The sequence below is a fragment of the Ruegeria sp. H8 genome, from assembly GCF_056532905.1.
In genome coordinates this window covers 228,513-241,193 of sequence record NZ_JBQFNY010000001.1, presented here as the reverse complement: position 1 = coordinate 241,193, position 12,681 = coordinate 228,513, and the positions used below count along the sequence as shown (strand labels likewise).

At 58.1% G+C, this 12,681-nt stretch carries 14 protein-coding genes; 4 read left to right on the top strand and 10 right to left on the bottom strand.

What is annotated here, in order from left to right; all coding sequences use genetic code 11:
- Positions 1 to 28 precede the first annotated feature (28 nt).
- Together ACR0A2_RS01075 and ACR0A2_RS01070 are read left to right on the top strand one after the other, a co-directional pair.
- Positions 29 to 1,531, top strand: coding sequence for a BCCT family transporter (locus ACR0A2_RS01075; RefSeq protein WP_480833802.1), 1,503 nt, complete (start codon positions 29 to 31; stop codon positions 1,529 to 1,531).
- Positions 1,532 to 1,671: 140 nt separating this feature from the next.
- On the top strand, positions 1,672 to 2,373 hold the full coding sequence (locus ACR0A2_RS01070) for an SDR family NAD(P)-dependent oxidoreductase (RefSeq protein WP_480833801.1): 702 nt from the start codon (positions 1,672 to 1,674) through the stop codon (positions 2,371 to 2,373).
- A 29-nt stretch (positions 2,374 to 2,402) separates the two neighbouring features.
- Here the strand turns inward: ACR0A2_RS01070 and ACR0A2_RS01065 are convergent, their stop codons facing one another.
- The 10 genes from ACR0A2_RS01065 to yajC form a co-directional block, all read right to left on the bottom strand.
- A complete protein-coding gene (locus ACR0A2_RS01065; protein ID WP_171231406.1) occupies positions 2,403 to 2,942 on the bottom strand; it encodes a DsbE family thiol:disulfide interchange protein in 540 nt (179 codons plus the stop codon).
- Complete coding sequence (gene ccmD / locus ACR0A2_RS01060) at positions 2,935 to 3,093, bottom strand: heme exporter protein CcmD (protein ID WP_171115312.1); 159 nt, start codon at positions 3,091 to 3,093, stop codon at positions 2,935 to 2,937. The genes ACR0A2_RS01065 and ccmD overlap by 8 nt, the downstream gene beginning before the upstream one ends.
- Positions 3,090 to 3,863, bottom strand: a complete 774-nt coding sequence (locus tag ACR0A2_RS01055) for a heme ABC transporter permease (protein ID WP_152458361.1) — start codon at positions 3,861 to 3,863, stop codon at positions 3,090 to 3,092. Before ACR0A2_RS01055 ends, ccmD begins: the two co-directional genes overlap by 4 nt.
- Positions 3,864 to 3,924: 61 nt before the next feature.
- Positions 3,925 to 4,581 carry a heme exporter protein CcmB gene (gene ccmB, locus ACR0A2_RS01050; protein WP_152458362.1) on the bottom strand — a complete coding sequence of 219 codons (657 nt, stop codon included), beginning with the start codon at positions 4,579 to 4,581 and terminating at the stop codon, positions 3,925 to 3,927.
- A complete protein-coding gene (gene ccmA, locus ACR0A2_RS01045) occupies positions 4,578 to 5,192 on the bottom strand; it encodes a heme ABC exporter ATP-binding protein CcmA (protein WP_480833800.1) in 615 nt (204 codons plus the stop codon). The genes ccmB and ccmA overlap by 4 nt, the downstream gene beginning before the upstream one ends.
- 144 nt (positions 5,193 to 5,336) lie before the next feature.
- Positions 5,337 to 5,690: an Mth938-like domain-containing protein gene (locus ACR0A2_RS01040; RefSeq protein WP_480618161.1), complete on the bottom strand. Its 354-nt coding sequence runs from the start codon at positions 5,688 to 5,690 to the stop codon at positions 5,337 to 5,339.
- A 12-nt stretch (positions 5,691 to 5,702) separates the two neighbouring features.
- Positions 5,703 to 6,455: a sulfite exporter TauE/SafE family protein gene (locus ACR0A2_RS01035; protein WP_480833798.1), complete on the bottom strand. Its 753-nt coding sequence runs from the start codon at positions 6,453 to 6,455 to the stop codon at positions 5,703 to 5,705.
- Positions 6,448 to 7,416: a protein translocase subunit SecF gene (secF, locus tag ACR0A2_RS01030; protein ID WP_480833797.1), complete on the bottom strand. Its 969-nt coding sequence runs from the start codon at positions 7,414 to 7,416 to the stop codon at positions 6,448 to 6,450. Before secF ends, ACR0A2_RS01035 begins: the two co-directional genes overlap by 8 nt.
- A gap of 1 nt (position 7,417) precedes the next feature.
- Positions 7,418 to 9,079, bottom strand: a complete 1,662-nt coding sequence (gene secD / locus ACR0A2_RS01025; RefSeq protein ID WP_171167563.1) for a protein translocase subunit SecD — start codon at positions 9,077 to 9,079, stop codon at positions 7,418 to 7,420.
- Positions 9,080 to 9,112: 33 nt separating this feature from the next.
- Entirely contained in the window at positions 9,113 to 9,400 is a 288-nt protein-coding gene (gene yajC / locus ACR0A2_RS01020; RefSeq protein ID WP_152458368.1) for a preprotein translocase subunit YajC, read from the bottom strand.
- 201 nt (positions 9,401 to 9,601) lie between these two features.
- Here yajC and ACR0A2_RS01015 point away from each other — a divergent pair, with 201 nt between their 5' ends.
- Both ACR0A2_RS01015 and serS read left to right on the top strand, forming a co-directional pair.
- A complete protein-coding gene (locus ACR0A2_RS01015; protein ID WP_480833796.1) occupies positions 9,602 to 11,266 on the top strand; it encodes a mechanosensitive ion channel family protein in 1,665 nt (554 codons plus the stop codon).
- 72 nt (positions 11,267 to 11,338) lie between these two features.
- A complete protein-coding gene (gene serS / locus ACR0A2_RS01010; RefSeq protein ID WP_152458370.1) occupies positions 11,339 to 12,631 on the top strand; it encodes a serine--tRNA ligase in 1,293 nt (430 codons plus the stop codon).
- Positions 12,632 to 12,681 lie beyond the last annotated feature (50 nt).

Here is a 12,681-nt window from a genome sequence, read left to right as displayed (position 1 = left end):
CAAGGTCATCAACGGAAAACCATTCGCCATGAAGAAACCCAACGCCCTGCTGGTATGTTCGCTCAGCGTAATTGCCGTGGTCGGGATATGGGGTGTCGTGGACATTCAAAGCCTGGTGACCTGGGCAAGCGGAATCGTCCAGCAGACCTTCCACAGCCGCGGCTGGTTCGTGATGCTCGCCGCTTCGGGCATGTTGATCGGATGCCTGTTTCTGGCATTTTCACCCTATGGAAACATTCGCCTCGGCCGGGATGACGAGGAGCCAGAGTTTTCCACCGCCACATGGATTTCAATGTTGTTCTCCGCCGGTATGGGCGTCGGCCTGCTGTTTTGGGCTGTGGCGGAACCGCTGACCCATTTCAACTTCATCTCCGGCATGGCACCAGATTTCATCGCGGCGCAGCAGGCCATGCTGGCGACAAATTTCCATTGGGGGCTGCATGCCTGGGCGATTTATGGCTCCACCGCGCTGACTATTGCCTATTTCAGCTTCCGGCGCGGTACCGGGATGATGGTCAGTGCGCCGATCAAAAACCTGTTTCCCGGCGAACGCTGGGCTGAACGTGTCGGGTGGCTTTCGGACTTCATGGCGATCATCGCCATTGCCATTGGTGTCGGTGGCTCCATGGCCATGGGCGTGTTTCAGGTGGCAGACGGCATCGCAGTGCTGGGCGGTCGGGAAACGGTCGGCGCCCTTTTGATTGGTGTCGTGTTTCTGGCAATGGTTGCTGCGTATATCCCGGCACTCATGATCGATCTGGGCCAGGGCATGGCGCGCCTGTCCAATGCCGCCATGCTGATCGCAATCGGCCTTGTTGCCTACACGGTGGTCCTTGGCCCCACCGAATACCTTCTGAATACCATCGTTCAGGGGTTCGGAGACTATGTCACCAATGTCATTCCCAGGGGATTTCAGACCTTTACGTTCTTCAGCGATGACGTCACCAGATGGTTCAGCGACTGGACCCTGACCTACATGGTCTGGTGGATTGCCTGGGGCCCGTTCGTGGGCGTCTTTGTCGCCCGCATCTCTCGCGGTCGCACGATACGGGAATTCGTGATCGGCGTCCTGTTCGCCCCCACGCTGTTTTCAATCCTCTGGTTCGGTGCCTTTGGTGGCATTGGCCTGTTCGAGGCACTCAATGGTGCGGGCGAACTGCTGGCCTATACGCAGACAAACATCGAACGCGTAACCTTCGCCCTGCTCGACCGACTTCCACTTTCCGTAATCACCACGCTTGCAACGGTGCTGGCCGCCTTTCTGTTCATCGTGACCAGCGTCGTAAGCGCAGCCTTTGTTCTGGGCACCTTCTCGACGGGCGGGGACGAGAACCCCCCGCCGCGTGTGCGTCTGATCTGGGGGGGATTGCTGGGATTGCTGAGCGTTGCAATGATCCTTTCGGGATCCGTCGACTCGGTTAAGATCCTCATCTCGCTTGGCGCTTTGCCCTTTGTCTTCATTTCGGTCCTGCTGATGGTTTGCCTGTTCCGCGGGCTCAGAGAGGAGGGGCAACACAATGCTGATCGGTGATCTCACGGACACATTGATGAACCTTGTCACCTTCGCGTTCATCGCGGCAATGCTCTGGATATTACTGCGCAAGTGACAGCATTCCGGCAGCGCAAAAAATCAACGTTGAATCCTGGGCGCTTTGCCGGTCATCTGAGTTCATGGAAAAAGTTGCACTGATAACCGGTGGCGCACGTGGAATTGGGCGGGCAATAGTCGAAGACCTGCGCGGTGATCACCATGTCGCCTTCACCTGGTTGGCCAGCCACCCCGATTCAGAATTGCTGAAAGGCGACGTTCTGGCGATTCAATCGGACCTTACAAAAGACAACCAACCCACCCGGGTGGTCGAAAAGGTCATCGATCACTTCGGACGACTGGACGTGATCGTGAACAACGCCGGTCTTGTTCGCTCCACTCCGAAACAAGAGTTTCAGTCCGCGGACCATCGCGCCATTCTTGACCTCAACGTGCTGGCCCCCGCCGCCTTGCTTGCCGCGGCATTACCGCATCTGAAACGCGGCGCTTCGATCGTCAGCATCTCATCGATGAACGCAACACTGCCGCCGCGCGACGCCGCGACCTATGGGGCAAGCAAGGCCGCGCTGAACCTCTGGACGCGCGCCATGGCGAAAGAACTTGGCCCGGACGGAATCCGCGTCAACGCGGTTGCGCCGGGTGCCATCAACATCCCCGAAGACCCCCGTCCTGACGATCTGACATCGCTATTCGTCAAGGAAACGGCGCTGGGCCGGATCGGAACTCCGGAAGACATCGCCAGGGTCGTTCGGTTTCTGACCTCGGACGCGGCGGGATTCGTAACCGGAGAGGTTCTGGGCGTGACCGGAGGCTATCGCTTGTAACGTGGCTTAAACCTCGTTTTCCAAATTGCTCAACCGCCCGCAGCCTTTTCCAACGCCGGACGCAGAGTGTTTTCAATCACACGCTGCGTGATCGGGCCGGCAAAGCGCAGAATGATCGTGCCGTCGCCATCAACCACATAGGTTTCGGGAACGCCGTAAAGGCCCCAATCCAATGCCATGCGACCCTTCTCATCACGTCCAATCGCGGCGTAGGGATCGCCAAGCTCGGTCAAAAAGGCTTGGGCGTTGTCCAGCTGGTCTTTGTAGTTGATGCCATAGACCGGGATGCCTTCGGCGGCCAGAGCCTCCAGATTGGGATGCTCGGCACGGCATGGCGCGCACCAGCTGGCCCAGTAGTTGACCAGCTTGACCTCTCCATCCCGCAGCGTGGCATCATCAAACAGCTTCTTTTCCGGGAACTCGCTCAGAACCACGGGCGGAGCCGGTTGACCTTCGCGGGCAGAGGGCAACGCGTTGGGGTCTTCACGGAACATACCGATCCCGGCCAACACGGCGAACGCGCCAAAAATCAAAGGCGGCGCGATCATCAGGGGCGATATCTTAGCCATTTCGCGAAATCCTTTGTTCGATCTTTTCCATTTCAGTGCGTACCTTGCGCCCTCGCATCACGCTGAACACGATCAATGCCACCAGCAGCACGATGGACACGGCATAAGACGACAAAACCGCGTCAGCATATTTTCCAAGATCGGGGATCATCCGCCTACCCTTTCCCGCGCCTGCAACGCCTTGATGCGCCGCGCGCGGATTTCAGTTCCGGTGCGGTACAGCACCAAAGCGATGAACAGCAGCACAAATCCGATGATGCACAGCAACAGCGGATAGAAGTAGATATTGCTGACTTTTTCTTCCGTATCGGCCCCGGTCACGGCTGCCGCGCGCATGACTGATGCGCCCTGATGCAGGCCCTGGTTCCAGAAGTTGACCGCATATCGGCTGAGCAGCGCAAACACGGATCCGACCAGACACAGAACCGAAGTCAGGTCCGCCGCAGTGTCCGGATCCTCGATGGCTTCCCACAACGCGACATAGCCAAGATAGAACAGGAACAGGATCAGAAATGACGTCAGACGCGGATCCCACGCCCACCAGGTGCCCCACATGGGCTGTCCCCAGATCGCCCCGGTCAGCAACGCAATCAGGGTCATCACGATTCCGATCGGCGCAGCCGCCCGTGCCGCCAGCGCGCTGACATGATGACGCCGCACCAGCCAGACCAGAGACGTTGCCAACATCATCAGCCAGCAATTGATCGCCATCAGGGCCGCCGGGACGTGCAGATAGATGATCTTGACCGTCGACCCTTGTTTGTAGTCGTCCGGTGTGAAGAAGAACCCCCAGACCAGCCCGACGACGATGCAGAAGATCGAGACGATCCAGAAAAACGGCAGGACACGTTCACTGGTCGCAAGAAACTTGCGCGGGTTGGCGTATTCCCAGAGGGCATTGGCTTTGGCTGCTATCGACATGGGCCCTATCTAGTCCGAGTTGGGGGTTTTCTCAATTGACATCAGTCAAAGTTGGGACGGTTCACCGCAGATTGATACGCAACACAGCCGCGCTGGCGAAGGGCAACAACGCGATGGTGGCCGCCGTGATCCCCGCCAGCATCAACAACGGCGTCTGCACGTCCATCCCCGTTGCCCCACGCCGGGCGACCTCGGCCCCGAAAATCAGGGTGGGGACGTAAAGCGGCAGCACCAAGAGCGACAACAGCAACCCGCCGCGCTTGAGACCGACGGTCAGAGCAGCCCCGAACGTTCCGATCACGCTCATGGCCGGGGTGCCGATCAGCAGCGAGATGACAAGCCAGAAGAACCCCTGCGCAGGCAGGTTCAGCAAGACCCCCAGAAAAGGTGCGGCCAGAACCAAAGGCAGGCCTGTGGTCAGCCAGTGGGCCAGCGCCTTGATGGTCACGACTGATTCCAGTGGCAGCGGCGCCGTGGCCAGCAGGTCCAGCGATCCGTCCTCCCAGTCCAGCGCCAGAAGACGGTCAAGAGACAGCAGGCAAGCCAGCAACGCCCCCAGCCAGAGCACACCGGGCGCGATTGTGGACAGCAGTGACGATTGTGGCCCCACTGCAAATGGCACCATCACAGTCACGATCAGGAAAAAGGCCAATCCCAAACCAAACCCGCCGCCCGCACGGAAGGCCAGTTTCAGGTCGCGCAGCAGAAGGGCGATCACAGGAAGCCTCCGTCGAAATCGTCAATGGGTTTGGGTTTGGCCTTGTTCGGGCCGACGTCCAGAACCTCGCCATCCAGACCAAGGTCGATATGGGTCGCGATCAGGGCTGACCCGCCCTGCCCCAGATGCGCGCGGACTGCATCGGCGAACATTTGCACCGCATTTCTGTCCAGCGAAACGGTCGGTTCGTCCAGCATCCAGATCGGCCGCCCGGTGACCAGCATTCGTGCCAGCCCCAGCCGCCGTTTCTGACCGGCCGACAGGTTCCCTGCATGGCGATCCGACAGCTCGTTCAACTGGAACGCGTCCAGCGCCGTCTGGATGCCGTTGGTGCCAAAGACAGAAGCCCAGAAAGTCAGGTTTTCGGATACAGTCAGCGTCGGTTTCAGCCCGTCCGAATGGGACGCATATGCAATCTGGTCTTCCGCGCCCTGGATCTGACCCGTCAGCGGCGGCTGCAACCCGGCCAATGTGCGAAGAAGGGTCGTTTTACCGATCCCGTTCGGCCCACGCAGAATCAGCGCTTTGCCAGGAGGCAGCTGAAAGCTGAGATGCTCCAGGACGGGAATGCCACCACGGGTGATCGACAGGTCGGTTACAATCAGAGTCATGAGACCCGCTTATCGGAATGTCATCAGAGGCAAAAGGTGGGATTTGCCGCAGTTCGGTTGTGGGAGCTCTGAGCAGAGAGGTCCGAGTGAGGGGCCAGCCCCTCACACACCCCGGGATATTTTCAGCCAGATGAAGGGATCCCGTCAGACCGGGATCAGAGCAAGCGCTATTCGACGACCTTCAGAGAGCAAGACATTGTAGGTGCGGCACGCAGCCGGAGAATTCATGATTTCGACGCCGACACCGGCACTCTCCAGCCGGGTGCGCAAAGACTGGGGAATGTGGGCCATGTCTTTGCCCGTACCGACAAGCAGAACGTCAATTCCATCGGCCAGCTCCAGAAGTGGCTGCGCATCTTCATAACCGCCCCAGGTGGCAGGTCCTGCGGGGCCCGTCAGAACGGCGCCTTCGAACACATCACCGCCAATGCGAAAAAAACCGGGGCCATAGCCATCAACCGGTTTGGCATCTGAAAACGTAACTTTGTTCAGGCGCATTTCTTCCCTCCTTCAATCCAGGATCGGCAAGCCGGACACGACTGCTATCAGAATGACCGAATAAGCCGCAGCGCGATAGATCCGTTCGAGCTTTGGATCGAACAGAGCCTTGCCGATCAGTGTCGTGGTCAGATAGGGCAAGCCCAGCAGCAGGACAATCCAAAGGATCGACAGATCCGCAGCGCCTCCGATCAGGATGCTGAAGACGATGGCCACGTCCAGCAAAGCCAGAAAGATGATCGTGTTGGCACGAATCTTGCGTACGTCTGAAGAGCTGGCCAGATAGAATACGATAACGACCGGGCCGGTCAGTCCGGTCATGCCGCCGATCACGCCTGCGCTGCCTCCGATGGCCAGCCGTCCCGGCACACCCAGCCGCCCCTGCCAGCGCCAACCAGTGACGATCGCCAACAGGGTCACGCCGGTGATACCGCAGGCAATCCAGCGCAGAACGACCGTGTCGGCCTGTGCCATGAACCAAAGGCCAAGCGGCACGGTTAATGCCGCTGCAACGCCCAAAGTGCTGATTTCAGTCTTGTCGCATTCACGCCATGCCTGCGGCGCCAGCGCAAAGGTCGATACGATCCCGGTGGCTGCCATCAGAAAGACGACATCTGCAATCGGCAGAAATTGAGTGGCCACCGGAACAAAGATCATCGCGGTGCCAAAACCAGTGAAGCCGCGGACAAGTCCCGCGGCTCCGATGGTAAGAACCAACCAACCCAGCCCCGGCAGGGACAAGGCCTGTTGCAACGCCTCAGGCATCAATATTGGCAAACTGGTTGCCCGCCGTGTTCGACGGCTTGGACCAGTCGCGCTTGACCCCCAGCCACAACAGGATGGTCGAGGCGACGAAGACCGATGAATAGGTGCCCACGATCACGCCCCAGATCATCGCGAATACAAATCCGCGGATCACATCGCCACCCAGAACATAAAGTGAGATCAACGCCAGCAACGTGGTGACCGAGGTCATCACCGTCCGGCTGAGCGTCTCGTTGATCGAAATGTTCAGCACCTCTTTGAGGTCTTTCTTTTTGTACTTCCGCAGATTCTCTCGAACTCGGTCGAAAACGACTACGGTATCGTTCAGCGAATAACCGACGATGGTCAGAAGGGCCGCGATAATGGCCAGATCAAAGCGGATTTGCAGTTCCGAGAAGATACCGATGGTCAGGATCACATCGTGAACCAGCGCCGCCACGGCCCCCAGCGCGAACTGCCATTCGAACCGAAGCCAGATATAGACAAGCACCGCGCCAATCGCCAAAGCCACCGCGATGACGGCGGTCTGGATCAACTCGCCCGAGACCTTGGGCCCCACGGATTCCACTGACACGAACTGAATGTCGGGAACAACCTGCTGCAACGCTTCTTCCACGGCGGTGATGGTCGCTGCTTCGACAGCCTCGGCATCTTCCTGCGCCTGGATGCGGATCATCGCAACGTTTTCGTCATCCGCAAAGGTTGGATCGAAAATCTCGGTGATGGTCACATCGCCCAGTTCCAGCGGGGCGATGGCATCTCGGTATGTGCCCACATCGATCTCGACCGCGCTTTGCGTCCGGATCGTCGTGCCACCCCGGAAATCAATACCGAAATTCAGCCCTTGCAGCATGAACGAGGTGAAGGCAATCACCATCATCAGGCCGGAAATGCCCAACCAGACCTTCCAGCGGTTGAAGAAATCGAACGAGGTGTTCTGGGGTACGAGTTTCAGTCTCATGTCAAACCTCGATCGTTTTCGGACGGCGGCGTTCGAACCACATCACGACCATCAGGCGCGTCACGAAGATCGCGGTGAAGACCGAGGTCAGAATGCCGAGGCCCAGAGTGATTGCAAAGCCGCGCACAGGGCCACTGCCCATGGCAAACAGGATCACGGCGGTGATGAATGTGGTCACGTTCGCGTCCAGAATGGCAGACAGCGCCTTTTCATAGCCCAGTTCGATTGCGCGCGCCGGACCTTTGGCGGATTTCAATTCCTCGCGGATACGTTCAAAGATCAGCACGTTGGCGTCCACCGCCATACCGACAGTCAATACGATCCCCGCGATACCCGGCAGGGTCAGGGTTGCTCCGATCATGGACAGCAGACCGAACAACAGGCCCACATTGATGATCAGCGCGATGTTGGCGAAGATCCCGAACAGACCATAGCTGAGCGCCATGAAAACCAGTACTGCCACAAAGGCCACGATTGTGGCGACTTTACCCGCGTCGATACTGTCCTGCCCCAACTCGGGTCCGATGGTACGTTCTTCGAGGAATTCCAAACCGGCAGGCAGTGCGCCCGCTCGCAGCAAGACGGCTAGGTTGGTGCTTTCCTCAACCGTAAAGTTGCCGGTGATGATGCCCGAGCCACCCGGAATATGACTTTGGATCACGGGGGCCGAAATTACCTCGTCGTCCAGAACGATGGCAAAGGGGGCTCCGATATTGTCGCGGGTGTAATCCCCGAATTTGCGCGCACCAGACGTGTTGAACCGGAAGTTGACCGCAGGGCGGCCGTTTTGGTCGAATGCGGGCTGCGCATCGACCAGTTCCTCTCCGGTAACGACCGGAGCGGACTCAATTGTGTAGTAAACACCGCTTTCGTCAATCGACGGCACGATTTCCTCGCCGATGCCTGCAACGGCATCCGGATCGGTGCCGCGTCCGGCAACCGGGTTAAAGGTCAGTTGCGCCGTCGTGCCGATGATCTCTTTCAACTCACCCGCGCTGCCGATGCCAGGCACCTGAATCAGGATACGATCGGCCCCCTGACGCTGAATGGTCGGCTCTCGGGTGCCCACTTCGTCGATCCGGCGGCGGATGATTTCCAACGATTGACGCACTGTGCGGTCGTCTGAGGCCAGTTTTTCTGCCTCGGACAACTGAACGACAATCGTGTCGCCTTCGGCACGTGCCTCGATATCCGTTGCCCCGACACCGGTCAGGGTCTGCACTTGACGGGCAAGACCGCGCACGACCTCCAGTGCCCGCGCCATGCCCTCAGGCTGGCTGATGCGCACGCGAATCTCATCTGGGGCCGATTCCTGACGGCGGACCGTCCCAACGGTCGAACGCTCATCGCGCAGGGCGTCACGGATATCTGGCCACATCGCCTCCATCCGGGATTCGTAGACGTCCTGCACCTGAACTTCGGCCAACAGATGTGCACCGCCGCGCAGGTCAAGGCCCAGATTGACCAGTGACGAGGGCAGCCAGTTCGGCCATTGCCCCGCCTCGGCCTGCAACTCGGGCGTGTCCACGCCCAGCTCGATCGCAGCTTTGGCGTCGTTTGATTGCTCGACCCGTGTATAAAACGCATTTGGCAGGGCCATGATCAGGCCAGTCACGCAGACCAGCCAGATCAGAACCCGCTTCCAGGTATCAATGTGCAGCATTACCCTGCCTTTTCAAGGATTTGTAAGGTGATGTTATTTCGCAGGTTCGGTTTTGTTCAGAACCTGAGCGATGGTCGATTTAACCACACGCACTTTAACACCTTCGGCGATCTCGACTTCGATCTCGTTTTCGCCTTCCTTGACCTTCGACACTTTGCCGATCAGCCCGCCTTGGGTGACAACCTGATCCCCCCGACGCACGGCATCGACCATGGCCTGATGTTCCTTCATTTTCTTCTGCTGCGGACGGATCAGCAGGAAATACATGATCGCAAAGATCAGGATAAGCGGGAGAAACTGGGCGATTGCGCCACCTTCCATGGGATATTCCTTTGTTCAGATCTTGCGGCACCGTTCCGCAAATTTTGCCGGAACCTATGCTTTGAAATGCGCGTTTGCAAGCAAAGGTGGTCATGTGATCGGCCGCAACCTGACAAAGGTGCCACATGAACCGGTCAATCGTTGCAGATATGTCCTATGCAGATATCTCAAATTGGCTATAGTCGAACATCAGGGGGGGCAATGAGAGCTAGATACAAACCATTCCAATCGTTGACGCTTTTGCTGTCTCTGCTGAGCTTGATCTTGTGTCTGGCCGCATCGGTGAAGGCCCAGGAATTGCCTGCCGAAGCCACCGAACCCGAGGCAGAAGAAACCGAAAGTTTCAAGGCGCCCGTCATCGTGGACGGCGACATGTTGTTCTTCCTGCGCGGCTCCAGCGCCCTGCCCGCGCCGGAACGTGCCGAAAGCGTGCAGAACAAGATCATTGAGGTGGCCGAAGCCGCGGAAAGCCCCACGGTCGACATCACCTTTGAAGAAACCGACCTGGGTATACGCATTCGCGCCGACGGTGAAATCGTATCGATCGTAACGGTTGCGGACGCCGAACTGGACCAGATGGAGCTGGACGTCCTCGGCTTCTTGCATGGTCAGGCCATCGAAGAGGCCATCCTTGCCTACCGCTCCAACCGTACAGATCAAGCCCGGGTATCCGGAGCGATTGAAGCCGCGGGATGGACCTTAGGTTTTGTCGTCTTCGTGCTGGTTATCCTTTGGCTGCACCGGCGGATCAGGCGGCGCACTCTGAAACTGGTAAAGCGTTATCTGAAGGATGTCGAAACGGCGACGGCCAAAAGCGTTCAGGCCGAAGCAATCGCAGCCCTGATCCGATACGGGTTGAATTTTGCCCTGTTGGTCATCTTCTTTCTCGGCTTCTACTACTACCTGTCCTTCGTTCTACTGGCCTTTGCGGAAACACGCTATTTCGCGCAACTGCTGCTGACCTATCTGACAGAACCGGTACTGCTGATATTCAAGGGAATACTTAGCTATATCCCAAACCTGATTATGCTCAGCCTGATCGCATGGGTCACTTTGTACATAATCAAAGGCATGCGCGTGTTCTTCGATGCGGTCGAAGCCGGTTCGTTCGAAGTGGGCGATTTTGAAAAACACTGGGTCAATCCGACGTTCAACATCGCTCGGGTTGTCGTGATTCTGATCGCGCTCGTCTTTGCCGTTCCCTACATTCCCGGTTCGGATTCGGCCGCCTTCCAGGGTCTGACCATTCTGGTCGGCGCCATGCTGTCGCTGGGTGCCAACTCGGTCGTGTCCAACATGCTGGCAGGGCTTTTCGTGATCTATCGCCGTTCCACGTCAATTGGCGACCGTATTCAGATCGGAGAGCATATCGGCGACGTGGTTCAGATCAAACTGATGGAGACGCATCTGAAATCCATCAAGAACGAGCTGATTTCGATCCCGAACGCCCAATTGATGAATTCGGACGTCGTGAATTTCTCGAAGAAGACCGATGGCAGTGGGTTGCTGCTGCACACGACGGTTGGCATCGGATATGAAGAACCGCCCGAAAAAGTCGAAGCGATGCTGATCGAGGCGGCCAACCGCACCAAGGGGATCAAGGCCAAGCCTGAACCTTTCGTGTTGTGGACGGCGCTGGCCGACTACGCCATCAATTATCAGATCAACGGTTACACCACCCGCGGCAGCATCATTCCCAAAATCCGCTCGGACCTGCATCGCAATATTGTCGCCGTTTTCAACGAGAACAAAGTGCAGATCATGACGCCATCTTACATGGCAGATCCGCCAGAACCAAAAATCCCGGCGGATGAATGGGATGGTCATCTGGCACATGGATCGCACGAGGAAGCGGATAAGTCGTAACCGGCGCTACACCCTGCCCCACAGATGGTGCATAAGCGGTTTCAGTGATTCACGCATTCAAGGATCTGAGACATGCACGACATCCGCGCCATTCGCGAAAACCCTGCCGCTTTCGACGCCGCTTTAGCGCGCCGTGGGGACGCGCCGGTGTCGTCAGATTTGCTCAGGTTGGACGAAAGCCGCCGCGCCAAGATTCTGGCGGCCGAAACAGCGCAAGCCGAACAAAACAAAGCGTCCAAGGAAGTCGGGGCTGCCAAAGCTCGAGGCGACGAAGCCGAATTCGAACGCCTGCGCGCGCTGGTCGCCGAGAAAAAGGCCGAAATCGCGCGTATGCAGACCGAGGCCAAGGATCTGGATGCCCTGCTGACGGATCAGTTGATCCGGATCGCAAATCTGCCCGCCGAGGATGTGCCGGATGGCGTGGATGAAAACGACAATGTCGAGATCAGCCGCTGGGGCACACCGCGTGAACTGGATTTTGCGCCCAAGGAACACTTCGAGATCGAAGCCGTTCAGCAAGGCATGGATTTCGAAACCGCGGCCAAACTCTCGGGTTCGCGATTTGTGCTGTTGTCTGGTGGCGTCGCCCGTATTCATCGCGCTTTGGCGCAGTTCATGCTGGATACGCATATCACCGAAAACGGGCTGACCGAGGTGAATGGCCCGGTTCTGGTTCTGTCCGAGATGATGCATGGCACCGGCCAATTGCCGAAATTTGGCGAAGACAGCTATCAGACCCGCGAAGGCTGGTGGCTTATCCCGACCTCCGAAGTGTCGCTGACCAATATCGTAAACGACAGTTTGATCGAGGAAAGCTATCTGCCCCGTCGCTACACCGCGCATTCCCTGTGCTTCCGGTCCGAGGCCGGATCCGCGGGCAAAGACACCCGCGGGATGTTGCGGCAGCACCAGTTCGAAAAGGTCGAGATGGTTTCGATCACGCATCCGGACAAATCGGATGAAGAACAAAAGCGCATGCTGCGCTGCGCCGAGGGCATTCTGGAAAAGCTGGGCATTCCTTACCGCACTGTCATCCTGTGTACCGGTGACATGGGCTTTGGCGCCCGCCGCACCTATGATATCGAAGCCTGGTTGCCCGGTCAGGACACCTATCGCGAGATCAGCTCGGTTTCGACCTGTGGTGATTTTCAGGCCCGCCGCATGAACGCAAGGTTCCGCCCCGAAGGTGGCGGCAAGCCGGAATACGTCCATACGCTGAACGGTTCGGGTTTGGCTGTTGGGCGTTGCCTGATTGCAGTGCTGGAAAATGGCCAGAACGCAGACGGCACCGTGACCCTGCCCGAAGTCCTGAGCCCCTATCTGGGCGGCAAACTGACCCTGCAACTGGACGGCACACTGGCCTGAAAAACGAAACCGGCACCACCGGGCGCCGGTTCACAATGCAAGACGGGGCG

What these genes read in the sequence shown, in the direction of transcription:
- yajC (WP_152458368.1), bottom strand. Translation starts at nt 9,400, where the DNA reads ATGGAAGGTGGCGCAATCGCCCAGTTTCTCCCGCTTATCCTGATCTTT.
- ACR0A2_RS01055 (WP_152458361.1), bottom strand. Translation starts at nt 3,863, where the DNA reads ATGTCGATAGCAGCCAAAGCCAATGCCCTCTGGGAATACGCCAACCCG.
- secD (WP_171167563.1), bottom strand. Translation starts at nt 9,079, where the DNA reads ATGCTGCACATTGATACCTGGAAGCGGGTTCTGATCTGGCTGGTCTGC.
- serS (WP_152458370.1), top strand. Translation starts at nt 11,339, where the DNA reads ATGCACGACATCCGCGCCATTCGCGAAAACCCTGCCGCTTTCGACGCC.
- ACR0A2_RS01075 (WP_480833802.1), top strand. Translation starts at nt 29, where the DNA reads ATGAAGAAACCCAACGCCCTGCTGGTATGTTCGCTCAGCGTAATTGCC.
- ACR0A2_RS01070 (WP_480833801.1), top strand. Translation starts at nt 1,672, where the DNA reads ATGGAAAAAGTTGCACTGATAACCGGTGGCGCACGTGGAATTGGGCGG.
- ccmA (WP_480833800.1), bottom strand. Translation starts at nt 5,192, where the DNA reads ATGACTCTGATTGTAACCGACCTGTCGATCACCCGTGGTGGCATTCCC.
- ACR0A2_RS01040 (WP_480618161.1), bottom strand. Translation starts at nt 5,690, where the DNA reads ATGCGCCTGAACAAAGTTACGTTTTCAGATGCCAAACCGGTTGATGGC.
- secF (WP_480833797.1), bottom strand. Translation starts at nt 7,416, where the DNA reads ATGAGACTGAAACTCGTACCCCAGAACACCTCGTTCGATTTCTTCAAC.
- ACR0A2_RS01015 (WP_480833796.1), top strand. Translation starts at nt 9,602, where the DNA reads ATGAGAGCTAGATACAAACCATTCCAATCGTTGACGCTTTTGCTGTCT.
- ccmD (WP_171115312.1), bottom strand. Translation starts at nt 3,093, where the DNA reads ATGATCCCCGATCTTGGAAAATATGCTGACGCGGTTTTGTCGTCTTAT.
- ACR0A2_RS01035 (WP_480833798.1), bottom strand. Translation starts at nt 6,455, where the DNA reads ATGCCTGAGGCGTTGCAACAGGCCTTGTCCCTGCCGGGGCTGGGTTGG.
- ACR0A2_RS01065 (WP_171231406.1), bottom strand. Translation starts at nt 2,942, where the DNA reads ATGGCTAAGATATCGCCCCTGATGATCGCGCCGCCTTTGATTTTTGGC.